The 23887-nt window shown below is 72.0% G+C and carries 19 protein-coding genes; 10 read left to right on the forward strand and 9 right to left on the reverse strand.

Annotated features, from left to right (window positions below; genetic code table 11):
- Nucleotides 1–261 precede the first annotated feature (261 nt).
- Complete coding sequence (locus tag ACYVAP_RS07310) at nucleotides 262–1797, reverse strand: UDP-N-acetylglucosamine 1-carboxyvinyltransferase (RefSeq protein ID WP_498860151.1); 1536 nt, start codon at nucleotides 1795–1797, stop codon at nucleotides 262–264.
- Between the two features lie 244 nt (nucleotides 1798–2041).
- On the opposite strand from ACYVAP_RS07310, the gene nagE reads away from it, so the two are divergent.
- The 8 genes from nagE to ACYVAP_RS07350 all read left to right on the forward strand — a co-directional run bounded on the left by nagE (nucleotide 2042) and on the right by ACYVAP_RS07350 (nucleotide 12269).
- Entirely contained in the window at nucleotides 2042–4003 is a 1962-nt protein-coding gene (nagE, locus tag ACYVAP_RS07315; RefSeq protein WP_498860152.1) for a PTS sugar transporter subunit IIABC, read from the forward strand.
- A gap of 347 nt (nucleotides 4004–4350) precedes the next feature.
- Nucleotides 4351–5406 (forward strand): type 2 periplasmic-binding domain-containing protein, encoded by a 1056-nt coding sequence (locus ACYVAP_RS07320; protein ID WP_498860153.1) that lies wholly within the window; start codon nucleotides 4351–4353, stop codon nucleotides 5404–5406.
- Between the two features lie 31 nt (nucleotides 5407–5437).
- Entirely contained in the window at nucleotides 5438–6514 is a 1077-nt protein-coding gene (locus ACYVAP_RS07325) for an ABC transporter ATP-binding protein (RefSeq protein ID WP_498860154.1), read from the forward strand.
- A 23-nt stretch (nucleotides 6515–6537) separates the two neighbouring features.
- Nucleotides 6538–8319 carry an ABC transporter permease gene (locus ACYVAP_RS07330; protein WP_498860155.1) on the forward strand — a complete coding sequence of 594 codons (1782 nt, stop codon included), beginning with the start codon at nucleotides 6538–6540 and terminating at the stop codon, nucleotides 8317–8319.
- Nucleotides 8316–9299: a glycerophosphodiester phosphodiesterase family protein gene (locus tag ACYVAP_RS07335; RefSeq protein ID WP_498860156.1), complete on the forward strand. Its 984-nt coding sequence runs from the start codon at nucleotides 8316–8318 to the stop codon at nucleotides 9297–9299. Before ACYVAP_RS07330 ends, ACYVAP_RS07335 begins: the two co-directional genes overlap by 4 nt.
- Nucleotides 9296–10465 (forward strand): LacI family DNA-binding transcriptional regulator, encoded by a 1170-nt coding sequence (locus ACYVAP_RS07340; protein ID WP_498860157.1) that lies wholly within the window; start codon nucleotides 9296–9298, stop codon nucleotides 10463–10465. The genes ACYVAP_RS07335 and ACYVAP_RS07340 overlap by 4 nt, the downstream gene beginning before the upstream one ends.
- The gene (locus tag ACYVAP_RS07345; RefSeq protein WP_498860158.1) at nucleotides 10462–11430 is read left to right on the forward strand and encodes a phosphodiesterase; all 969 of its coding nucleotides are present in this window, start codon (nucleotides 10462–10464) and stop codon (nucleotides 11428–11430) included. Before ACYVAP_RS07340 ends, ACYVAP_RS07345 begins: the two co-directional genes overlap by 4 nt.
- A complete protein-coding gene (locus ACYVAP_RS07350; RefSeq protein ID WP_498860159.1) occupies nucleotides 11427–12269 on the forward strand; it encodes an HAD family hydrolase in 843 nt (280 codons plus the stop codon). Before ACYVAP_RS07345 ends, ACYVAP_RS07350 begins: the two co-directional genes overlap by 4 nt.
- 36 nt (nucleotides 12270–12305) lie before the next feature.
- On the opposite strand, the gene ACYVAP_RS07355 is transcribed toward ACYVAP_RS07350, so the two are convergent.
- The 6 genes from ACYVAP_RS07355 to ACYVAP_RS07380 form a co-directional block, all read right to left on the reverse strand.
- Nucleotides 12306–13349, reverse strand: a complete 1044-nt coding sequence (locus tag ACYVAP_RS07355) for a Gfo/Idh/MocA family protein (RefSeq protein WP_498860160.1) — start codon at nucleotides 13347–13349, stop codon at nucleotides 12306–12308.
- A complete protein-coding gene (locus ACYVAP_RS07360; protein WP_498860161.1) occupies nucleotides 13346–14152 on the reverse strand; it encodes a ThuA domain-containing protein in 807 nt (268 codons plus the stop codon). The genes ACYVAP_RS07355 and ACYVAP_RS07360 overlap by 4 nt, the downstream gene beginning before the upstream one ends.
- A gap of 62 nt (nucleotides 14153–14214) precedes the next feature.
- Entirely contained in the window at nucleotides 14215–15909 is a 1695-nt protein-coding gene (locus ACYVAP_RS07365; protein WP_498860162.1) for a glycoside hydrolase family 13 protein, read from the reverse strand.
- A gap of 63 nt (nucleotides 15910–15972) precedes the next feature.
- Entirely contained in the window at nucleotides 15973–16875 is a 903-nt protein-coding gene (locus ACYVAP_RS07370; protein ID WP_498860163.1) for a carbohydrate ABC transporter permease, read from the reverse strand.
- Entirely contained in the window at nucleotides 16872–17786 is a 915-nt protein-coding gene (locus ACYVAP_RS07375) for a carbohydrate ABC transporter permease (protein WP_498860164.1), read from the reverse strand. The genes ACYVAP_RS07370 and ACYVAP_RS07375 overlap by 4 nt, the downstream gene beginning before the upstream one ends.
- Nucleotides 17787–17821: 35 nt before the next feature.
- Nucleotides 17822–19102 carry an ABC transporter substrate-binding protein gene (locus tag ACYVAP_RS07380; RefSeq protein ID WP_498860165.1) on the reverse strand — a complete coding sequence of 427 codons (1281 nt, stop codon included), beginning with the start codon at nucleotides 19100–19102 and terminating at the stop codon, nucleotides 17822–17824.
- A 120-nt stretch (nucleotides 19103–19222) separates the two neighbouring features.
- Here ACYVAP_RS07380 and ACYVAP_RS07385 point away from each other — a divergent pair, with 120 nt between their 5' ends.
- Complete coding sequence (locus tag ACYVAP_RS07385) at nucleotides 19223–20419, forward strand: ROK family transcriptional regulator (protein WP_498860166.1); 1197 nt, start codon at nucleotides 19223–19225, stop codon at nucleotides 20417–20419.
- A gap of 36 nt (nucleotides 20420–20455) precedes the next feature.
- Here the strand turns inward: ACYVAP_RS07385 and ACYVAP_RS07390 are convergent, their stop codons facing one another.
- Nucleotides 20456–21793: a glycoside hydrolase family 125 protein gene (locus tag ACYVAP_RS07390; protein ID WP_498860167.1), complete on the reverse strand. Its 1338-nt coding sequence runs from the start codon at nucleotides 21791–21793 to the stop codon at nucleotides 20456–20458.
- Nucleotides 21794–22134: 341 nt separating this feature from the next.
- Between ACYVAP_RS07390 and ACYVAP_RS07395 the strand changes: the two genes are divergently transcribed.
- Entirely contained in the window at nucleotides 22135–22980 is an 846-nt protein-coding gene (locus ACYVAP_RS07395; protein ID WP_498860168.1) for a Gfo/Idh/MocA family protein, read from the forward strand.
- Nucleotides 22981–23093: 113 nt separating this feature from the next.
- On the opposite strand, the gene ACYVAP_RS07400 is transcribed toward ACYVAP_RS07395, so the two are convergent.
- Nucleotides 23094–23672: an NADPH-dependent F420 reductase gene (locus ACYVAP_RS07400; protein ID WP_498860169.1), complete on the reverse strand. Its 579-nt coding sequence runs from the start codon at nucleotides 23670–23672 to the stop codon at nucleotides 23094–23096.
- Between the last annotated feature and the right edge of the window lie 215 nt (nucleotides 23673–23887).

Raw genomic sequence — 23887 nt, forward strand, 5'->3', positions numbered from 1 at the left:
ATCGGCCGTTCGTCGGTGCTCGTGATGCTGCGTGCGCATCGGCTCCATGGCTCCTCCTTCCCCTGATGCTGCTGGTCGTCGCGGGCACAGCGCCCGCAACCTCGTCCAGACTGCCGCAGGGCGGGGCGGGTGGCAACCGATTTATCCGGAACAGGGGATGAATGCTCGGTGACCCGGGCAGGCGACCCCGGGGGCGTCAGGAACGGGCGACGCCCGCACCCCCGGGTGCGGGGAGCGGGCGTCGGCCGGGACGGAGGTGGATCAGATGTCGCGGAAGGTGGCGATCTTCGCGCCCAGGGCGTTGAGGCGCTCGGCAAGGTCCTCGTAGCCGCGGTTGATGACGTAGACGTTGCGCAGCACGCTCGTGCCCTTGGCGGCGAGCATCGCCAGCAGGATCACCACGGCGGGGCGCAGCGCGGGCGGGCACACGAGCTCCGCGCCGCTCCAGCGGGTGGGGCCCTCGATGAGCACGCGGTGCGGGTCCATGAGCTGCACACGGCCGCCGAGCTTCGTGAGGTCGGTGAGGTAGATGGCGCGGTTCTCGTAGACCCAGTCGTGCAGCTGGGTGCGGCCCTGCGCGGTCGCCGCGATGACGGCGAAGAACGGCAGGTTGTCGATGTTCAGGCCCGGGAACGGCATGGGGTGGATCTTGTCGATCGGGGCGGTGAGCTCCGAGGGATGGGTCGTGATGTCGACGAGGCGGGTGCGTCCGTTCGCGGCGAGGTACTCCTCGGAGCGGTCGTACCGGAAGCCCATGTCCTCGAGGACCGCGAGCTCGATCTCCATGAACTCGATCGGCACGCGGCGCACCGTGATCTCGGAGGAGGTGACGATCGCGGCGGCGATGAGGCTCATGGCCTCGATCGGGTCCTCGCTGGGCGCGTAGTCCACGTCGGTGCTGATCTCCGCGACGCCGCGCACGCGCAGGGTCGTCGTGCCGATCCCGTCGATGCGGACGCCGAGCTTCTCGAGGAAGAAGCAGAGGTCCTGGACCATGTAGTTCGGGCTCGCGTTGCGGATGACCGTCTCCGTCTCACGGCGGGCGGCGGCCAGGAGCGCGTTCTCGGTGACGGTGTCGCCGCGCTCGGTGAGGACGATCGGCTTGGCGGGGGAGGTGCCCGGGTCGAGGGTCGCCTGGTAGTGGCCCTCGGTCGCGACGACCTGCAGGCCGAACGGGCGCAGCGCCGTCATGTGCGGCTCGACGGTGCGGGTGCCGAGGTCGCAGCCGCCGGCGTAGGGGAGCTGGAACTGCTCGGCACGGTGCATGAGCGGGCCCATGAACATGATGATCGAGCGGGTGCGGCGGGCGGCGTCGGCGTCGATGGCCTCGAGGTCGAGCTGCTCGGGGACCATGATCTCGAGGTCGTTGTCCTCGTTGAGCCAGCGGGTGCGCACGCCGATGGAGGTGAGCACCTCGAGCAGGCGGTTGACCTCCTCGATGCGCGCCACGCGGCGCAGCACGGTCGTGCCGCGGTTGAGGAGGGAGGCGCACAGCAGCGCGACGCCCGCGTTCTTCGAGGTCTTCACGTCGATCGCGCCGCTGAGGGTGCGGCCGCCCTCGACACGCAGGTGGGTGGGGCCGGAGGTGCCGATGCCGACGAAGCCGGAGTCGAGCACGCGACCGATCTTCGCGAGGGTGTCGAGCGTCATGTTCTGCTGGCCCTGCTCCATGCGGTGCACGGCGCTCTGGCTCGTGGCGAGCTCGGTGGCGAGCTCGCTCTGGGTGAGTCCGGCGTGCTGTCGTGCGTCGCGGATGAGGGATCCGATGCGGGAGCGGTAGTCCTCGGTCGTCGTCATGCGGGGAGCGTATCTCAGATATGAGATAGAGAGTGGAGGTGGTGTGGGCGTCCCGGGTGAGCCTCGACACCCACGGGGAACCGTTCCCGGGGAACGCCCAGGCCAGACGGTGGGCCGCCGGTCCGAGCGGTCCGAGGCCTCGCGCCGACCGCTCGATCGCGTGCAGAATGGGGCCCGTTTGTGACCGGGGGAGCGGTGATACGAGCGGTATCGCGCACCCCGGCTTCTTCCTCGAGAGGTAACGATGAAGTTCTTCCAGCGCCTGGGCAGATCCCTGATGCTGCCCGTCGCCGTCCTGCCCGTCGCCGCGATCCTCAGCGGCATCGGCTATTGGATCCTCACCGGCACCGGCGACCCGAACAACGTGATCGGCGTGTTCCTCACACTCGCCGGCAACGCTCTGCTGAACAACCTCGCCCTGCTCTTCGCGATCGGCGTCGCGCTCGGCATGGCCACCAAGCCCGACGGCACCTCCGCGCTCGCGGGCCTCGTCTCCTGGCTCACCGTGACGACGCTGCTGGACCCCGAGAACGTCGCGACCTTCCGCGGGATCGACGTCGGCGAGGTCAACCCCGCCTTCGACAACCTGCAGAACGTGTTCGTCGGCATCCTGTGCGGCCTCATCGGCGCCTGGTCCTACGACCGCTTCAAGGACACGAAGCTCCCGGACGCCCTCGCCTTCTTCTCGGGCCGCCGCTCCGTGGCGATCATCAGCGCGGGGCTCTCGCTCGTGCTCGCTCTCGCCCTGTTCTTCGTGTGGCCGCTCGTCTACTCGGGCCTCGTCGCCTTCGGTGAGTTCATCGTGACCCTGGGCCCCGTGGGCGCGGGCATCTACGGCTTCCTCAACCGCCTGCTCATCCCGCTGGGTCTCCATCACGCGCTGAACTCGGTGTTCTGGTTCGACGTCGCCGGCATCAACGACCTCGGCAACTTCCTCAACGCCACCGGCACCCGCGGCGTCACCGGCCAGTACATGACCGGCTTCTTCCCGATCATGATGTTCGGCCTGCCGGGCGCCGCCCTCGCGATGTACACGACCGCGAAGACCTCCCGCCGCAAGATCGCCGCGGGCGTGCTGCTCTCGAGCGCCGTGGCGAGTTTCGTGGTGGGCGTGACCGAGCCCCTCGAGTTCTCCTTCATGTTCCTCGCCCCGGGGCTCTACCTCGTGCACGCGATCTTCACCGGCATCTCGATGGCGATCAGCGCGATGCTGCCCGTGCGCATGGGCTTCGGCTTCTCCGGCGGCTTCATCGACCTCGTGCTGGGCTGGGTGAACCCGATGGCGCAGAACCCGTGGGCGATCCCCGTGATGGGCATCTTCTGGTTCGTCGTCTACTTCCTCGTCTTCCGCTTCATCATCCGCCGCTTCGACCTCAAGACCATCGGCCGTGAGGATGACGAGGACCTCGAGGAGACGGACCCCGCCGCCACGGAGCAGAAGGGTGACAAGTACGCCGTCACCGCGACCGCCTTCCTCGCCGCCCTCGGCGGCAAGGAGAACATCCTCGACCTCGAGAACTGCGCGACCCGCCTGCGCATGGAGATCGCGGACACCTCGAAGGTCGACGAGCCCGCGCTGCGCCGTGCCGGCGCCGCCGGGATCATGAAGCCCGGCGGTCGCTCCGTGCAGGTCATCTACGGCACCTCCGTGCAGTTCGTGAAGGACGCCATGGAACGGATCATGAGCGGCCAGGAGGCCCCGGCCTCGACGGCCGCGGTCGATCACGCGGCGTCCGACGGCGCGACGACCGGGGCAGCGTCGGCCGGCGGTGCCACGGCCGGCACCGCGACCCGCGTGGGCCACCTCGTGCGCCTGCGTGCGCCGCTGCCCGGCACCGTCGTCCCGCTCTCCGAGGTCCCGGACCCCACCTTCGCGAAGGAGCTCATGGGGCCCGGCCTCGCGATCGAGCCCGAGGGCGGGCTCGTCGTCGCCCCGGCCGCCGGCTCCGTCACCCACGTCTTCGACACGGGCCACGCCGTGGCGCTCACCCTGGACGACGGCACCCAGCTGCTCATCCACGTGGGCCTGGACACCGTGCAGATGAAGGGTGAGGGCTTCGAGCGCCTCGTCGCGACCGGGGACCGCGTCGTCGCGGGTGATCCGCTGCTGCGGGTGGACCTCGCCGCCGTGCGCGCCGCCGGCCATCCGACGATCACCCCGCTGGTCGTGCTCGAGGACCCGGAGGCGGTCATCGAGCTCGTCTGAGCCCCAACCCCGCCGGGTGCGCTCCTCGGAGCACGCCCTGCTCGACGGCCCCTCGTCGCGGTCATGCACCGCGGTGAGGGGCCGTCATCGTGCCCGGGGCCTTGCGGGGGCGTCGAGGAGGTCCTATCGTGGCCGGTCATCGATAGGGGGAGCGCTCCCCCTTGTTCGATGGCTGTTCATCTTCTCCTGCGGTCGCCGTCGCCCGCAGGTCACTCCCGACGACGAGAGTCCTCGCAAGGGGGAGCGCTCCCCCTCCTGCTCCACGGCACCGGGACCGACCCGGCGCCACCCCGCATCGCCCGTCCTCCGCACCGGGGCCCCGCCCCGAGCACAGAAAGTGGTCCGCCATGCGCCAGCTCCTCAAGGCCTCCGCCGTCCTCGCCTCCGCCGCCCTCGCCCTCACCGCCTGCGGCACCGCCGGCGACGCCGCCTCCGGCTCCGACGACCCGTTGATCGTCTACACCAACTCCAACTCCGACGGCCGCGCCGAATGGCTGACCGAGCAGGCCGCCGAGGCCGGCTTCGAGATCGAGGTCGTCGGCCAGGGCGGCGGGGACACGACCAACAAGATCCTCGCCGAGGCCGGCAACCCCGTCGCCGACGTCGTCTTCGGGCTCAACAACGTCTACTTCAACCAGCTCGTCGACGCCGGCACCATCGACCCCTTCACCCCGGAGTGGTCCGACGAGGTCGATCCCGAGCTCGGCGATGCCTCGGGGGAGGGGAACTACTGGCCGATCGTGCAGCAGGCGATCCTCTTCACCTACGACGCGGACAGGACCTCCGCGAAGGACGCCCCCGCGGACCTCACCGACCTCTGGAACGATCCGGCCTACCAGGGCCGCTACCAGTCCGAGATCAGCACCGGCGCGGCCACCACCCAGATCGTCATGGCCGGGATCCTCACCCGCTACCAGGACCCGGACGGGGAGCTCGGCGTCTCCGAGGAGGGCTGGCAGCAGATCGAGGCCTACTTCGCGAACGGCAGCCCGGCCGTCGAGGACGTCGACCTCTTCCAGCGGCTCAGCGACGACGAGGTCGACTACGGCCAGATGGCCTCCTCCGGCATCCCCGCCCGCGAGGAGTCCTACGGCTTCACCGCCGGCCACCTCGAGCCCGAGGTGGGCGTGCCCTTCGTCGTCGAGCAGGTGGGCGTCATCGAGGGCACCGACCAGCTCGACGAGTCGCAGGCCTTCATCAACTGGTTCGGCAGTGCCGACGTGCAGGCGGCGTGGTCCGCCGAGTTCGACTCGATGCCCGTGAACCAGGGCGCGATCGACGCCGCCGATCCGGCGATCGTCGAGTTCCACGAGGGCCTGCAGCGCCAGGACATCGACTGGGGCTTCGTCACCGAGAACCTGGGCGGCTGGATCGAGAAGATCGAGCTCGAGTACCTGGGCTGATCCCGACCCGACCACCGAGGAAGGCAGAACGATGATCCGCTTCGACGGCATCCGGGTCGACTACGGCGACTTCACCGCGATCCACGACCTGGACCTCCATGTCCGCGAGGGGGAGTTCTTCACGCTCCTGGGCCCCTCCGGCTGCGGCAAGACGACCGCCCTGCGCACGCTCGCCGGGTTCATCACGCCCACCGCGGGCGACCTCCATGTCGCGGGCCGGCGCGTGACCCATCTGCCCAGCGACAAGCGGGGCATCGGCATGGTGTTCCAGAACTATGCGCTGTTCCCGTCCCTGGACGTGTACGAGAACATCGCCTTCGGGCTGAAGGTCCGCAAGGAGCCGCGGGCGGACGTCGACCGGAAGGTGCGGGAGATCGTGGAGCAGGTGGACCTCGCGCCCGCGCAGCTCGGCAAGAACCTCGCGGACCTCTCCGGAGGGCAGCAGCAGCGTGTGGCGATCGCCCGGGCGCTCGTGCTCCGCCCGGAGATCCTGCTGCTGGACGAGCCCCTGTCCAACCTCGACGCGAAGCTCCGCGCCCAGCTGCGGGTCCAGCTCAAGGACCTCCAGGAGCGGTTCGGCATCACGACCGTCTACGTCACCCACGATCAGGACGAGGCGCTCTCGATGAGCGACCGGATCGCCGTGTTCCACGACGGGCGGGTCGAGCAGGTGGGCACGCCGGAGGAGATCTACGACGCCTCCGCCACGGAGTTCGTGTGCCACTTCATCGGCGACGCGAGCCGGCTGGGGCCCGAGCTGGTCGGCGAGCTCTCCCGCCGCTCGGGCGGCGACCTGGATCCGGCGCTGCCGTCCTACGTGCGTGAGGAGAAGGTGCGCCTGGCCGTCGGTCCCGGCATGCCGACGCCCGGCGCGCTGCAGGGGACCGTGCGCCGCCGCCGCTACCACGGGCTGCGCTCGAGCTACGAGGTCGAGGTGCTCGGCAGCCTCGTGACGGTCATGCGGAGCGAGGACGGCTCCGCCCGTCCGGAGGTCGGGGAGGAGGTGGGCGTGCACCTCGATCCCGCCGCTGTGCTCCAGTACGGCCAGGGGTCCTCCGTCGGCGACGTCCCCTCCGCCGTCCCCGCCACCGCGGGCGCGACCCGATGACGGGCCGCGGGAGCATCCGCAGCATGCTCCGCTCCCCGCTCGTGTGGGTCGTCGGGGTCGTGCTCACCTGGTTCGTGGTCGCCCTGCTGGTCTGGCCCAACGCGAACCTCCTGCTGCAGACCTTCGCGCCCGAGGGCACGCCCACCCTCCGCGCGGTCGAGAAGCTCGCCTCCTCCGAGCGGGCGATGACCTCGCTCGCGCACTCCTTCCTGCTCGCCGCGGTGCTCTCCGTGACCGTCAACGTGGTGGGCGTCTTCATCGTGCTCGTCACCCGCTACTACGACATCACAGGCGCCCGCTTCCTGTTCCTCGGCTACGCGACGACGCTCGTCTACGGCGGGATCGTGCTCGCCGCCGGGTGGCGCTTCGTGTACGGGGCCGACGGCATCGTCACCGGTCTCCTGCAGAGCGTGCTCCCCGGGCTGCCCGAGGACTGGTTCAGCGGCTTCCCCGCTGTCGTCGTCGTGATGACCTTCGCGACCACGACGAACCACCTGCTGTTCGTCTCCGGTGCCCTGGGGAAGGTGGACCATCAGACGATCGAGGCGGCTCGCGCCATGGGCGCCTCGGAGTGGACGATCCTGCGGCGGATCGTGCTGCCGATGATGCGGCCCGTGCTGTTCGCGGTCACGGTCCTCACCTTCCTGGGCGGCCTCGGGGCGCTCTCCGCGCCGCAGGTCCTCGGCGGCCGGGACTTCCAGACCGTCGCGCCGATGATCCTCACCTTCGCCTCGAGTCCCGGATCCCGGGACATCGCGGCGCTGCTCGCCCTCGTGCTCGGCGTGGCGACCGTGCTGCTGCTCATCGTGCTCACGCGGGTGGAGAAGGGCGGCACCTACTTCTCGATCTCGAAGGTGTCCTCCGCGCTCGTGAAGCAGCGGATCGCGAACCCGGTGCTGAACGTCGCCGTCCACGTGCTGGCCTACGCGCTGTGCGCGGTGTACCTCGTGCCCGTGGCCGTGATCGTCCTGTACTCCTTCGTCGACTCGCGGTCGATCGGTGCCTCCGAGCTAAGCCTCGGCGCGATGAGCCTGGACAACTACGTGCGGGTGCTCGGCGACGGCCGCACGCTGCGACCCTTCCTGGTGAGCGTGGTGTACGCGGGGCTCACGGCCGTCATCAGCGTCGTGGGGCTGCTGTTCGTCGCGCGGATCCTCGTGCGCTGGCGGAACCCGCTCACGGCCGCGGTCGAGTACCTGCTGCACATCCCGTGGATCCTGCCCACGACGCTGATCGCCCTGGGCCTGATCATCAGCTTCGATCATCCGAGCCCGCTCGTGGGCTGGCAGGTGCTCACGGGGACCGCGGTGATCCTGCTGATCGCCTACGTGATCGGCAAGATCCCCTTCACCCTGCGCCTGCTGAAGGCCGCCTTCGCCGGGGTCGACGGCCGGCTCGAGGAGGCCGCCTCCCTCATGGGCGCCCGGTCGCTGACAGTGTTCCGGAGGATCCTGCTGCCCTCCGTGCTGCCCACGGCTCTCGCGATCGGGGCGCTGAACTTCAACAGCCTGCTCGACGACTACGACACCGCGGTGTTCCTCGCCCACCCGCTGTACCAGCCGCTGGGGCTCGCCATCAAGGCGGCGACGGAGGGGGACGCGAACCTCGACGGACGCGCGGACACCTTCGTCTATACCGTGCTGCTCATGATCATCACCGGGGCCACCATGTACCTCGTCTACGGCCGCGGTGTGCGCGGTCGCCCGCGTCGCCGGCGGATCGACGGCCCGGGCACGCCTGAGGCCGCCACCACCGGCCCCTCCACCGCCGGCTCCTCCGCGCGGCTCGTCCGGAGCGGGCGATGAGCCCCATGACGGCCGCCGGAGGGCGCGGCCCCGCCGCCACCGCACCGCGGGAGCTCGGGCGGCCCGAGCACGCCGCCGTGAACCGCGTCCTCGCCGAGCGCCTCGCGCGCCGTCGGCCCCTCGTCCTCGCCCATCGCGGCACCGCGATCGGCTCCGTCGCGGAGAACACTCTCGCCGCGGCCCGGGCGTCGATCGCCTCGGGCGCCGACATGGTGGAGATCGACGTGAGCGCCTCGACGGACGGCCGCTTCTACTCCTTCCACGACGGCACCGAGCAGGAGAACCTCGGCATCGGCACGAACCTGTGCACGCTCGACGCCGCGCGCATCGAGGAGCTGCGGTACGTGCGGGTGGACCGCCGGGAGCGGCCCGCCAGGGTCGAGCCGCTGCTCGAGCTGCTGGGTGCCCTGCGCGACCACCGCGGCCCGGACGGCGAGGAGGCGCTCGTGAACGTCGACCGCTCCTGGCCCTGGTGGCCCACGCTGCTGCCGCTGCTCGACCGCCTGGACATGACCGGCCGCCTGCTGCTGAAGTGCCCCGCGACGGCGACCGCGGCGCTCGACGTGCTTCGCGCGCAACCGGTGAAGCACCCCTTCGTGCCGATCTGCACCGAGCCCGAGCAGGTGGAGGACCTGATCGAGGACCGCGACCTGAACCTCGTGGGCGTCGAGCTGCTCGCGGGCACCGAGGACTACCCGTTCGTCGACGCCGGGTACATCGCGTCGCTGCACGCGCGGGGACTGCTCGTGCTCGCCAACGCCGAGGTGCTCACGAACGACCGGCCGCTGTTCGCCGGGTATGACGACGAGCGTGCGCTCGCCGAGGGCCCGGAGGCGGGGTGGGGACCGCTGATCGACCTCGGTGTCGACGTGGTGCAGACGGACTGGCCGTGGCTCCTGCATGCCTATCGTGAGCGTCGTGACGGCGACGCCTCCGCGCGACGCCCGGCGGAGCCCGACGACGCAGGAGACCAGGCATGAACGACGCAGGACGCACGGAGCGCACGGGGGACGGCCGGGACACGACGGGAGGGGACTACGCCCCGACGCCCGACGACGGCCCGACGGCGCCGCGTCCCCGTGCCCGCGTGCGCCTCGAGGACGTCGCCGCCGCCGCGGGCGTCTCCCGCACCTCGGCCTCCCGCGTCATGCTCGGGCAGGGGAAGGTCTCCGAGGAGACCCGACGCCGTGTGCTCGCGGTCGCCGACGAGCTCGGCTACGTCACCAACGTCGCCGCGAGCGAGCTCGCCTCCGGGGGCTCCTCCACCGTGGGCCTGCTGCTGCGGGACGCCTCGAACCCGGCCTACGGCCTGCTGTTCACCCAGCTGCAGCGCGCCGCGGCGGAGGCCGGGATCACGCTCGTGTCGATGACGATCCTCCACGACGAGAACGGACGGCGGCAGGTCGCGAGCCTGCACCACCTCATGGGCATGCGCGTCGCCGGTCTCATCGTCGCGACCGGCGGGGTCACGAGCGAGCAGCTCGAGCCCTTCCGGAACCGGCTCCCGATCATCCGCGCCGGCCGCCCGGAGACGAGCGGGAGGATCCACGCCGTCTCCTACGACGAGGAGGACGCGGGCCGCCGGCTCGCCGAGCACCTCCTCGGCCTCGGCCACCGCCGCATCGTCGTCCAGCTCGCCCGGCCCGAGGATTCCTACCCCGAGCACGTGCGCGGCACCGCGACCGCCCGGGCGCTCGAGGAGGGCGGGGCGACCGTGCACCGCCTCGTCTACCGACCGGGGGCGGACAGGATCGACGAGGCGATCGCGCTCGTGCGCGAGGACGGCGCCACCGCGATCACGGTCCCCAACGACCTGCGCCAGCTCGTCCTCATCCGTCGCCTCCGCGAGGCCGGGCTGCGCACCCCCGAGGACGTCGCGACCACGGGCTGCGACGGCATCCTGCCCGGCGTGGACCTGCTGGGCCTGACCACCGTGCGGATCGCCGTCGAGGAGGTCGCCGACCGCACGATCGCCCACATCGCCCGCATGATCGGCGTGCTCCCGGCCGGCCCCGGCCGCACCGACGCCCCGGGCCCCGACGACCCCGCCGGGGGTCCGCTCGTCCACGAGCGCGTGCCCGGCACCCTCCTCACCGGCGTCACCGCCGGCCCCGCCCCGCACCCCACCGGAAGGACCCCTGCATGAACCGCCCCGACCCCCGGAGCCCGAGCGGGACCGGACCCACCGACGCGCGGGGTGCCCTGCGCGCCGCGGAGCACCCCCGCGCCCAGCACACGCTCGTGCACCTCTCCGACACCCACTTCGTGCCACCGGGGCAGCTGCTCGCGGGCGTCGCCCCCGTGCGCGACCACCTCGAGGAGCTGCTCGAGGACCTCGTCGCCACGAACCTCCGTCCCGAGGCGCTCGTCGTCACGGGCGACCTCGCGGACGCCGGCGAGGCGCTCGCCTACCGGGACCTGCGCGGACTCGTCGAGCCCGTCGCCGAGCGCCTCGGCGCCGAGCTGATCTGGGTGATGGGCAACCACGACCACCGCTCCACGATGCGCACCGAGCTGCTGGGCCTCCCCGCGGACGACTCCCCGTACGACCGCGTCGTCCAGCTCGGCGGGCTGCGGATCATCGTCCTGGACACGACCGTGCCCGGCCACGCCCACGGCGAGATCCGCCCGGCCCAGCACGACTGGTTGCGCGAGGTGCTCGCGACCCCGGCCCCGGAGGGGACGATCCTCGCCCTGCACCATCCGCCGATCCCGTGCGTCCAGGACCTCGCCGTCACGGTCGAGCTGCGCGATCAGGGCCCCTTCGCCGAGGTGCTCGAGGGCACGGACGTGCGGGCGATCATCGGCGGCCACTTCCACTACTCGACCTTCGCGAGCTTCGCGGGGATCCCCGTCTCCGTCGCCTCCGCCACCTGCTACACGCAGGACCTCCAGACCCCGGACCGCGGCACCCGTGGCCGGGACACGTCGCAGGCGTTCAACCTCGTGCACGTCCACGAGGACACGATCATGCACTCGGTGGTGCCGCGCGGCGGCGGGGAGACCGTGGGACGGCACGTCGACGGCCCCACGACCGCTCGGATGCTCGCCGAGCAGGGCCTGTACATCCCCGAGGCCCCCGTCCCCGCCCGCTGGTCGGGCCGGCGATGAGGCTCCCCGAGGGCAGGCGGATCGTCTTCCTCGACATCGACGGCACGATCATCGCCCACGACGGCACGATCCTCGACTCCGCGGCCGCGGCGATCCGCGAGGCCCGGGCGGCGGGGCACCTCGTGCTGCTCGCCACCGGGCGCTCGCCGCGCGAGGTCGACCCGCGCCTCGAGGAGATCGGCTTCGACGGCGCCGTCCTCAGCGCAGGGGCCTTCGTGCGGATCGACGACGCCTGGATCATCGAGCACCCCATGCCCGCGCCGATGGTGCGGAGGATGGTCGAGGGCTTCGACGCGCTGGGCCTCGACTACGCGCTGCAGGCGCGGGACGGCGTCCATCCCAGCGCCGGACGGCGTGAGGACGTGCGCGAGGTGCTCGGGATCGACGAGGCCCAGCTGGGGGAGGCGGCCGAGGGGGCCGCGCACGCGCACGTCGCGAAGGCGGTGTTCCTGGGGCGCGAGCCGGACGCCTTCGCCCGCGTACACGCCCTCCTCGCCCCCGAGGGGTTCACGGTCATCACCGGCACCATGCCGAGCCTCGGCACCGGCGGCGGGGAGGTCTCCCCGGGGGACGTGAGCAAGGGCGCCTCGATCCTCGAGCTGCTCGAGCGGGAGGGCATCGACCCGTCCCGGGCGATCGGGATCGGCGACAACAACAACGACCTCGAGATGCTCGCGGCGTGCGGGGTGGGCATCGCCATGGGCAATGCGACCGCCGAGGCCCTCGCCGCGGCGGACGAGATCACCGGGGCCGTGCACGAGGACGGTCTCGCGGAGGCCTTCGCCCGGCACGGGCTGATCGCGCGTCCCCGGGCACGACGGGACCCCGCCGCGCCCTGAGCTGCGACGGGGTCCGGTGCGGGGCTCCTGCGCCGGTCAGGGCAGGCGCACCTCCTCGACCTGCCCGGAGACGGCGGAGCGGGTCGCCGCCTCCATGAGGGCGAGGCTGCCGAGGTTCGCCGCGCCGGCGGTCTCCGGGGCGGTGCCGTTCGCGATCGCCTCGGCGAACAGGGCGAGCCCCGCGGAGCGGCCGTAGAGCTCCTGCTCGGGCAGGGCGATCTCCTCGACGGTGCCGTCGGCGCCGCGCAGGGAGACGCGGTCCTCGTCCGCCGGGTGGGGGAGGTGGCCGCCGCCGCGGCTCGTGAAGGACAGCTCGCCGTCCTCGCCGGTGATCCGCCACTCGCCCGCCCACGGGGTGGGCTCGCCGCGGCTCAGCCAGCTGCCGCGGTAGGAGACGAGCAGGCCGTCGGCCATCTCGATCGTCATGAGGGCTGAGGCCTCCTCGACGTACTTGCTGTACGAGGGGTCCTTGACCTTCGTGTAGACCCGCAGGGCCTCCTGACCGGTGACCTTGCGGAGCAGGTCGAAGTGGTGGATCGCCATGTCGTGGATCAGCGGGTGCGGGAACCGGTAGTGGGGGTGGTCGGCGAAGGGCCGGTCGTTGTCCCACTGGCGGAAGTCGATGCTGATCCCGGCGAGCTCGCCGACGGCGCCCTCGGCGAGCAGCCGCTGCGCCTCCCGCGGGGCCGGGTAGTTGCGGTAGTTCTGGCTGACCTGCACCACGAGCCCCAGCTCCGCGGCGCGGCGGGAGACCGTCGCGGCGTCCTCGACGCTCGTGGCGAAGGGCTTCTCGACGATCACGTGCTTGCCTGCCTCGAGCGCCTCGAGGGCGAGCGGGGCATGGGTGACGGCCGGCGCCGTGATGACGACGGCGTCGGCCTCGACGCCCGCGAGGGCGGCGGTGAGGTTCGGGAAGGTCTGGTCCTCGCGCAGGCCCAGGTGCTCCTGGACGGCGCGGAGGGTCGGCTCGCTCGGGTCGGCGATCGCGACGACCTCGACGGCGTCGACCGCGGGGATCGCGGTGCGCGCCCAGTCGCCGCCCCAGCCGCCGAGGCCCACGTGGATGAGCCGGAGCGTCATCGGGTGGCCTCCTCGGTGGTGGTGGTGGTGGTGGTGGCGGTCTCGGCGGTGGATGCGGCGGCGCCCGCGAGGGCGGCCCAGTCGCGGCGGGCGGGGTTCGAGACCGCCGGGGTCGCGCGGACCTCCGAGGCCGGCGCCGCCCACTGCACGGCGTTCGCGAGGACGCGACGCACCTGCGGGTGGAAGTAGACGGGGTACTCCTGGTCGCCGGGGCTGAAGTAGAAGATGCGCCCGCGGCCGCGGGTGAAGGTCACGCCGGAGCGGAACACCTCGCCGCCCTCGAAGGAGCTGATGAACACCTGGTTCTCGGGCTCGGGGATGTCGAAGTGCTCGCCGTACATCTCCTGCTTGTCGATGACGAAGGGCTGATCGACGCCCGCGGCGATCGGGTGGCCGGGGGAGGTGGTCCACACGATCTCCCGCTCGCCCTCGTTGCGCCAGGAGAGCGAGCAGGTGGTGCCCAGCAGGCGGGTGAAGATCTTCGAGAAGTGACCCGAGTGCAGGACGATCAGCCCCGTCCCGCCGAGGACGGCCTCCTGGACGCGGGCGACGACGGCGTCGTCGACCTGGTCGTGGCCGATGTGGCCCCACCAGAGGATGACGTCGGTGCGCTCGAGCACCTCGGCGGTGAGACCGTGCTCGGGATCGGCGAGGGTCGCGGTGGCGACCTCGACCTCGTCGCCGAGCAGCTCGGCGAGGCCTTCGGCGATCGCGCCGTGGATGCCGGAGGGGTAGATCGCGCGGATCTCCTCCTGGGTGGATTCGTGGATGTTCTCGTTCCAGACGAGGACGCGGGTGGTCATGTCGCGGATGCTCCTGTTGGCGTTGTCGTTGTCGTTCGGCGTGGCCGGTCCCGGGGCCCGGCTCAGCGCCGGATCCAGGCCGTCGTGCCCGCGGGGAGCACGGCGGCGCCGTCGGCCGCCGCCTCGAGCGGGCCGCTCGCGAGGAGCAGCTCGCCGGCGGGGAGCGTCGTGCCTGCGGCGCCGAGGTTCGCGACGGTGAGCCAGCCGCCGGGTCGCTCGAAGGCGAGCACCTCGCCGCCGTCGATGCCCGCGGCCCAGGTGAGCTCCTCGGCTCCCTGGAGCTCGCGGCGCAGGCGCAGCGCCTCCCGGTACAGCTCGAGGGTCGAGCCGGGCACGCCGTCCTCCGCCTGCACGGACGAGCTGCCGAACCAAGCAGGCTGGGGGAGGTGCGCGCCGCCCTCGCCGAAGCCGAAGGAGGAGCCCTCGCGGGTCCACGGCAGCGGCACGCGGCAGCCGTCGCGGCCCACGCCGTCGAAGCCGCGGTTCTCCGGGGTGGTGCGGAAGAACGCCGGGTCCTGCCGGTCGGCGTCGGGGATCTCCGCGACCTCGTGCAGGCCCAGCTCCTCACCCTGGAAGAGGTAGGCGCTGCCGGGCAGGGCGAGCTCCACGAGCGTCGCCGCGCGGGCGAGCCGCAGCCCGCGCTCGCGGTCGATGCCCTCCTCGGGGCCGCCCTCGGCGAGCCAGGCGGTGCCCTGCTTCTCGCGACGGCCCTCGAGCGGCGGCAGGCCGTAGCGGGTCGCGTGGCGCACCACGTCGTGGTTCGAGAGCACCCAGGTGCTCGAGGAGCCGGAGAGGGCGGACTGCTCGAGGTTCGCGGTGATGATGCGGCGGAAGGCGCCCGCCTCGGGGTCGGCGACGAGCAGGTCGAAGTTGAAGGCCTGCCCGAGCCCCTCGGGGCTCGCGTACCGGGCGCGGCGCTCGGGGGAGTCCACCCAGGCCTCGGCGACGGCGGTGCGGGGCGGGTCGTACTCGTCGAACACGCGCCGCCACTCGGCGTAGATCTCGTGGACCTCGTCGCGGTCCCACAGCGGGTGGGTGCCGTCCTTGGGCATCGCGGAGAGCTCCGCGGAGGAGGGGAGCACCTCGGTGAGGTCCTTGGCGAGGGAGTTCGCGACGTCCACGCGGAAGCCGTCCACGCCGCGGTCCGCCCAGAAGCGGAGGGTGGTCAGGAAGTCCTCGCGCACCTCGGGGTGCGCCCAGTTGTAGTCGGGCTGCTCGGTGGCGAAGGTGTGGAGGTACCACTGCCCGTCCTCGACGCGGGTCCAGGCGGGGCCGCCGAAGGCGCTCGTCCAGTCCGCGGGCGGGAGCTCGCCGTGCTCGCCGAGGCCGTCGCGGAAGATGTACCGCTCCCGCTCGGGGGAGCCGGGCCCGGCGGCGAGCGCCGCGCGGAACCAGGCGTGACGGTCCGAGGAGTGGTTGGGGACGATGTCGACGACGACGCGGATCCCGGCCCCGTGGAGCGCGGCGACCATGGCGTCGAAGTCCTCGAGGGTCCCGATGCGCGGGTCCACGCCGCGGGGGTCGTCCACGTCGTAGCCGCCGTCGGCCAGCGCCGAGGGGTAGAAGGGGCTCAGCCACACGGCGTCGACGCCGAGCGCGCTCAGGTAGGGCACGCGGGAGGTCACGCCGCGCAGGTCGCCGATGCCGTCGCCGTTCGCGTCGGCGAAGGAGCGGGGGTAGATCTGGTAGACGGCCGCCTGGCGCCACCAGGTGGGGTCGGGGGCCGGGGCGGCGGGGTCGGCGGCGGGGACGGTCATGGGAGGGAGCTCCTCGGATCGGTGTCGGGTGGTCGGGGTGGGGACGTCAGCGGCGGGGCCGAGTCACTTCACGGCACCCTGGGTGAGGCCGGAGATGACCCAGCGCTGCGTGATCGCGAAGACGACGATCGCCGGGGCCATCGCCATGAGGTAGCTCGCGAAGGCGACGTTGTAGCTGTTGGAGAACTGCGTCTGGAACATCTGCTGGAGCACGGGGATCGTCTGCAGCTCGGGGTTCGAGGTGATGAGGCTCGGCATCATGAAGTCGTTCCACGAGCCGAGGAAGGCGAAGATGCCGACGGTCGCCGCCATGGGGCCCAGCAGCGGCAGGATCAGCCGGAGGAACACCTTCACGGTGCTCGCGCCGTCCATGCGCATCGACTCCTCGAGCTCGATCGGGATCGAGCGCAGGAAGGCCGTGAACAGCATGGTGTTGAAGGCGAGCGCGAAGACGATGTGCAGGATCGCGACGCCGAGCGGGTTGTCCAGGCCCACGATGCCCGTGAGCCGCACCTGCGGCAGGGCGACCACGGGGAAGGGGATGAACATCGCCGCGAGCAGGTAGAAGAACGACCAGCGGAACAGGCGGCGGTCCCAGTTGCGCACGATCGCGTAGGCGGCGAGCGCGGAGATGATGATCTCCCCGGCCACGGAGACGGCGGTGACGAACACGGAGACCGCGAAGGCGCGCGGGAAGTCGGTGAGCTCCCAGGCCCCGGTGAAGCCCTCGAGGCTCCACGGGGAGGGGAGGCTGAACGCCTTCCCGTCCATGGCCTGGGCGCCGGTCTTGAAGGCCATCGAGACGGTCACCAGCAGCGGCACGAGCACGCTGAGCGAGCAGACCAGCAGGATCACGGTGAGCCCGGTGGCCCGACGGCCGCTGCGGCTGCCGCGACGGGGGCGTCGCGGGGCGGAGGAGGCGTCACCCGTGACGCCGGGACGGGGGAGAGTGGTCGAGGTGCTCATGCGCCGAAGCTCGCCTTCCCGCGCGTGATGCGCAGCTGCACCACGGCGATGATGATGCTGATGACGAAGAAGACCGCGGCGTTGGCCATCTGGTAGCCGTAGTCGCCGCCGCTGAATCCCTTGAAGATCGACATGGCGACGCTGCGGGTCGCGGTGCCGGGGCCGCCGTCGGTGAGTCCCACGATGATGTCGTAGGCGTTGAGGTAGTTCTTGAAGCCCAGGATCGTGTTGATGACGACGTAGCCGGAGACGAGCGGCAGCGTGAGCCGCCGCAGCTGCTGGAACCCGGTCGCGCCGTCGATCGCGCCCGCCTCGTAGACCTCGGCGGGGATCGTCACGAGCCCGGCGATGTAGATGAGCATCGTCGAGGGGATCGTGGACCACGCCGTGACGATGACGATCGCGATCCACGCGAGGTCCTCGTTCGCGAGGATCGAGGAGGAGAGCGCGTCGATCCCGAGGGCCTGCCCGATCGCCGGGAGCGAGTTCGAGAACAGGAACTGGAAGACGAAGGCGATGATGATGCCGGAGATGACCATCGGCAGCACGAAGATCGTGCGCAGCAGCGACTGCAGGCGGATCCGGGCGGTGAGGCCGAGCGCGAGGGCGAAGCCGATCGCGTTGACCACCACGACGGTCACGAGCGCGAAGCCGAGGGTGAACAGGTAGGAGCTCACGATGCCCTCGTCGCGGAACAGGGCGATGTAGTTGCGCACCCCCACGAGGTCCCAGTCGCCGAAGCCCATGGAGTTGGTGAAGCTGTAGCCGAAGCCGAGCACGGCCGGGAGCGTGATGGCGAGGGTGAACAGGACGAGGGCGGGGAAGAGAAAGAGGTAGTAGACGGGATCGGTGCGGCGCCGGCGTGCGCGCGGTGCCGTGTCCGTCGCGGATCCGGGTGTCGTCGTCGACATGCTGCGGACTCCTTCGGTGGTGGTCGGCGGGGTGGTCACTGGCGGTAGGCGAGGCGGGCCCAGTCGGAGTCCATGCGGCGCAGCACGGGCTCGGGGTCCGCGCCGAGCGCGATGGACTGGATGTAGTTCTCGTAGGGGATCGTCAGCGGGATGAACTGCGAGGCGCCCATGGTGAAGGCGCCGCGGTCGTAGTACTCCTGCATGGGGGCGATGCGGGGGTCGCTCACGGGCGGCGCGTCCTTCGTGGTGCCGAAGGCGAGGAAGGACGCGTTGTACTCGTCCTGCACGGCGGGCTCCATGAAGCGGGTGAGCAGCTCGCGGGCGCCCTCGGGCTGGTCCGCCTGCTCGGGGATCCACAGCGAGAGGTCGATGTTCACGCGGATCCTCAGGTCCTCGGCGGAGTCCGTCATGGGCAGCGGGAAGGTCCCGAGGTCCACGTCGGTCCCGGCCTTGTCGATCTCCGCGAGCGCCCAGGGGCCCTGGAAGTACATGGCGGCCTCGCCGTTGGCCATCGCGGTGTTGCCGTCGCCGTAGCCGCGGCCGGCGGCGTCGGGGTTGAGGAAAGCGAGCAGCTCGACCATGCGCCGCATGGGCTCCAGGAGAGTGCGCTGGAAGGAGACCTCGGAGTCGGGGCCGACGGCCTCGCCCTGAGCGTTCATGGTCTTGAAGAAGGAGCGGACGTCCACCATGCCGCCGACGGTGTAGTCGAACAGGCCCTGGGTGATCGTCCAGGTGTCCGCGAGGGTGGCGTAGATAGGGGTCACGCCCGCGCCCTGCAGCTCCTCGCACACGTGGAGCATCTCGTCCCAGGTGACCGGGACCTCGAGGCCGTGCTCCGCGAAGATCGCCTTGTTGTAGATGACCGACGCTCCGGTGACCGAGTAGGGGATCACGCTCGTGCGGCCCTCGTAGCCGGGGTACCAGTCCGCGAGCGCGAGCACGTCCTCGCGGATGGTCGCGGCCTCGGGCATGTCGGAGAGGTCGCTGAGCGCGCCGCGCTCCATGAAGCGGGCCATCTCGAGGTTGTAGTTCTGGCAGGCGATGTCCGGCGGGGAGGCACGGACGAAGCTCGCCGAGAGGTTGGTGGCGACGTCGTGGACGTAGCGGTAGGCGGACTGCGCGCCGTTCGCCTCGCCGACGAGGTCGCGGAAGAAGGGGATGGCCTCGGGCTTGGACTGGTAGAGGGTGACGGTGGGGCGGCTGCTGCCGGTGCATCCGGCGAGCAGTCCTGCGGTGAGCGCGGCGCCGCCGGCGAGCACGGCGCGGCGGCCGGGCCGCGCGGACGCGGAGGGGTGGGCGGGGCGAGCAGGTGACAACGGCGTCTCCTTGTCGGGCGAGGACGACGGGGCGTCCACGGGGCCGGGGATCCAGATAAATCTAAGGTCTAGATTTAGATAGTGGAGAAAATAGACCCGCCCGTCCGCTACCGTCAAGCCATGGTCCACGGCACGGCACGATCCCCTCGGCTGCTGCGGCGGATGAACTCCGCCGCACTGCTGCGCTTCGCCCTGGACACCGAGGAGTTCACAGCGGGCGAGGCGATGGCCGCGAGCGGCCTCACGCGCGCGACCGTGCTCGGCGTGTGCACGGATCTCGTGGCCGCCGGCTGGCTCGAGGAGCTCGCGGACTCCCGTGAGGCGGGGCTGACCCAGCGCGGCCGTCCGGCTCGTCGCTACCGGCTGCGCGAGCAGGTCGGCGTGCTCGTCGGCGTCGACGCCGACGAGGCCGTGCTCCGGGTGGAGGTCTCTTCCCTGCGCGGGCGGCGGCTCGCGGAGCGCACGCTGGAGCTCGAGGGCCCCACGCGGGACGGTCCCGCGCGTCGCGAGCTGGTCTCGCGCACCGTCGCCGAGGTCCTCGCCGAGCCCGCCGTGGGCGGCGCACCCTCCCTCCTGACGGTCATCGGCGTCCCCGCCCCGGTCGACGCCGGCGGCGCCTCACCCACGGACGACCCGCCCTTCTGGGCGGCCATGAACCCCGGCTTCGCGGACACCCCCGGCGCCCGCGTGCTCGTCGAGAACGACGCGAACCTCGCCGCCCTCGCCGAGCACGCCCATCGGCAGGTCGCCCACATGGCCGCCCTGCTCACGGGGGAGCGCTTCGGCGCGGGTCTCGTCGTGGACGGCCGGCTCCTGCGCGGACGCCGCGGCGGTGCGGGCGAGATGCGCATGCTCGAGCTCCTCGTGGGCAGCGACCCGGATGCGGGCACCACCGACGGCCTCGGTGCCCTCGCGAGGCGCTGGGCGCTCGGCGCGCTCGCCCGCGACGACGGATCCTCCTCGCTGCGGTCCGTGGACCCCGAGGTGCTCGGCATCGCCGAGGTCCTCACCGCCGCGGCGGACGAGGACGCGCTCGCGCTCGGCGTGCTGCGTCGGCTCGGGGAGCGACTCGCCCGGATCGTCGCCGTGATCGAGAGCCTCCTCGACGTCGAGGAGATCGTGCTCTGCGGCGCCGACATCACGGGCATCGGCCCGGTGCTCGACGAGGCCCGGACCGTGCTCGAGGAGCAGTTCTCCCCTCCGTGGCCCGAGCTCACCGCGAGCACGCTGGGACGGGAGGTCGTCCTGCGCGGTGCGGTCGCGCTCGCGCTGGACCGGCTCCGCGAGGACCCCCTCGCCCTGCGGGACGACGGCTGACGCAGGCCCACGGCGGGACGTTCGCGAGGGCTCGTCTCAGGCCGTGCGGGCCTCGGAGAGCGCGCGCTCGGCGGCGAGCGCGGGGTGCGGTCCGTCCACGAGGTGCAGGGCGAGCTCGCAGAGCATCGAGTCCGCCCAGGAGAACCAAGGGCGGCTGAAGCTCGTCGGGTCGTCGACGTGGAAGGACTCGTGCATGCGGCCCGTCCCGGCATCGGTGCGCAGCAGGAGGTCGAGGATCTCGAGGGCGCGCTCCCGGGTCCCGGTGAGCCCCTCGACCGCGAAGGCGATCGGCCAGACGTGCTCGGGCAGCGTGTGCGGGCTGCCCACCCCGGAGGCCACGGAGCCGCTGAAGTAGAAGGGGTTCCGCTCGCTCAGCACGAGATCGCGGGTCGCCGCGGCGATCGCCGGGTCGTGGACCGAGGCGGCGTCCAGCGGCAGGGAGAGCAGGGACGGCATGTTCGCGTCGTCCATGACGAGCGTGCCGCCCAGTCCGTCGACCTCGTAGGCGTAGACGGAGCGCCCGCCCTCCTCGAGCACGCCGTGGCGGCGCACGCCCTCGAGCAGCTGCTCACGCAGGGCATCGGCGTCCGCGGCGAGTGCCTCGTCCTCGAGGTCCGTGCGGGCGAGGTCCGCGATCGCGAGCAGCGCCTGGGCGGCGAGCAGGTTCGCGGGGATGTTGTAGCCGTAGGTGCAGGCGTCGTCCGACGGGCGGAAGCCGGACCACGTCATGCCGGTGACGCCGACGGGCGTGCCGCGGCCGTCGCGCTCGAGGGTCTCGGTCGGGATGCCGACGTCCCGCACGAAGCGGTAGCTGCTGCGGGCCTCGTGTTCCGTCTCGAGCCGCCAGTGGTCCACGACGGTGCGCAGGGCGCGATGCGCGGTGTCGTCCAGGACGCCGCGGCGCAGCTCCTCGCTCCCGGCGAGGCGCAGCAGGCGGTGGGTGAGGACCACCGGGTATGCGAGGGAGTCCACCTCGTACTTCTGCTCCCAGACGTGCGGGTCCTCGCAGAGGTCGCGGTCGTCGTGGTGGGCGCCGTTCCCCGTGAGGTTGAACGAGTTCGCGTAGGGGTCGTGGACGATGCAGCGCAGCTGCCGTCGCACGACGGCCGCGAGGAGCTCCGCGAGCTCGGGGCTCTCGCCGACGAACCGCAGGTAGGGGAGCATCTGCGTGGTCGAGTCCCGCAGCCACATCGCGGGGATGTCCCCGGTGATGACGAAGGCGGTGCCGTCGCCCGGTGCGGTGATGGTGTCGGTGAGGGTGCGCAGCAGGGCCTGCTCGACGAGGAGGCCTGCGCGGTCGCCGAGCTGCTCGCGCACGCGCTGGGCGGCGGCGGTGAGGACGGCGCTGATCGGGGGCTCCACGGTGAACGTCACCGGCTCAGCCTAGGTGAGGGCGAGCGCTTCCCGGGCGTCGATCCAGGGATTCTCCCTGCTCGCTCGCGGGCGGTCCTGCGGAGCGGTGCGGTGGGCGCCGTCTTCGCACTTCCCGGCGAGCATGCCTCGTGTCGGGACATGGGATGGGTTATGTGCGGACAAGAGACCGATGGAGCTGTCGAGGAGGACGCCGTGCTACTGGGACTGGTGGGATATGGGAACGGCGGGCGGCTCTTCCATGCGCCCTTCATCGAGGCGGCGCAGGGGGTGGAGATCGCGGGCGTCATCGCCCGCGCCCCTCGCACCCGGGAGGCCGTGGCGGCGGATCTCCCGGGGGGGGGGTGCCGATCCACGGCTCGCTCACCGAGCTCCTCGCCGCGGGGGTCGACGCCGCCACGATCACGACGCCGCCCGCGACGCGGCGGGATCTCGTGCTCGAGGCCCTCGCCGCCGGCGTGCATGTCGTCGCGGACAAGCCCTTCGCCCCCACCGCTGCGGCGGGGCAGGAGCTCGCCGATGCCGCACAGGAGGCGGGGAGAGTCCTGTCGGTGTTCCGCAACCGCCGCTTCGACGCCGACCTGCTCACGCTGCGCGGCGTCCTCGGGAGCGGGAGGCTGGGCGAGATCTGGCGGGTGCACTCGCGCTTCGACCTCGACCAGCCCGAGGCCGGGCCCGACGGGGGGCTGCTGCGGGACCTCGGCACCCATCTGGTGGACCAGATGATGTGGCTGCTGGGCCCCGTCTCGAGCGTGCACGCCCAGTGGGACGAGGTCGAGCTCCCCGCAGGGCGCACCGATGCCGCCTTCGTCCTCTCGCTGCGCCACGACTCCGGCGTGACCTCCTACGTGAGCTCCACCAAGCTCACCCACCTGCACGAGAGGACGCTCCGTGCCTACGGCTCCGCGGGCTCCTACGTGGTCACGAGCGCCGACGTCCAGGCCGAGGCGGTCGCCGCGGGACGTCATCCGGCGGATGAACGGGCGGGCTGGGGGTTCGACGACCCCTCCCGCGCCGGACTGCTCCGCACCGCCGCGGGGGAGGAGCGGGTGCCCTCTGTCCAGGGCGACTACGCCGCCTTCTACGAGCAGCTCGCGCGGGCCTGCGCGGGGGAGGGGCCGCACCGTCCCCCGCGCACGAGGGTGTCGCGGTGCTCGCCGCGCTCGACGCCGCGCGGGAGAGCGCCGTGAGCGGGCAGGTCGTGTCGGTCCTGCGCTGACCGGGGCGTCCTCCGACGACGGACGGGCGGGGACGGGGCGTGCTCGCCCCGTCCCCGCCTGTTCCCGGCTGCGAGGGGATGACCTCAGCGGGCCAGGCCGAACCCGCCGGTCCAGGAGATCTTCTCGCCGGCGGCGAGGGTGAGCTGGAGGAAGCCGACGGCCTCGAGCTCACGGGCGCGGGAGAGGGCGCCCGCGTCGGCGGCCTCGAGGCCGCCCTCGCGGACGAGGCCCAGGAGGGTCTGCTTGGCGGCGTCGTCGTCCCCGGCCACGAGCACCGTGGTGGTCAGTGCGCCCACGGTGCCGCTCGCGAGGGTCGCGGCGAAGTTCGTGTTGAAGGCCTTGAGCACCTTCGCGGTGGGCAGGGCGGACTGGATCTGCGCGGCCGCGGAGGAGTCCGCGGGAACGACGAGGGAGTCGAAGGTGGAGAAGTCCAGCGGGTTCGTGATGTCCACGACGACCTTGCCGGCGAGCTGCTCGGCGTGGGTGTCGAGGATCTCCGCGACGGCCGGGTGCGGGACGGCGAGCACGACGATGTCGCCGGCGAGCGTCGCGGAGGCGGCATCGGCGTGGGCGACGTGCTGGATGTCGGCGCCGCCCTTCGCGAGCACGCCGGCGATCGCGGTGGCCATGGATCCGGTGCCGAAGATCGAGACGGTGGTCATGGGGTTGTCCTCCTGGGTTCGGGGCCCGCTGTCGCGCACCCCCGGAATTAGTTGATGAGGCAACTTTAGACCTCGATGGTTGAGAAAGCAACTATTGGGCTGTCCTGTCCGTCACGCCCGAGGGGTGGCGTGCCCGGAACGGCTCCGGCCACGACCTCGGGGGAGGGGTCGTGGCCGGAGCGTCCCGCGACGGGAGGTGATCGGGCGCCCCGTGC

The organism is Brachybacterium horti, from assembly GCF_054777615.1.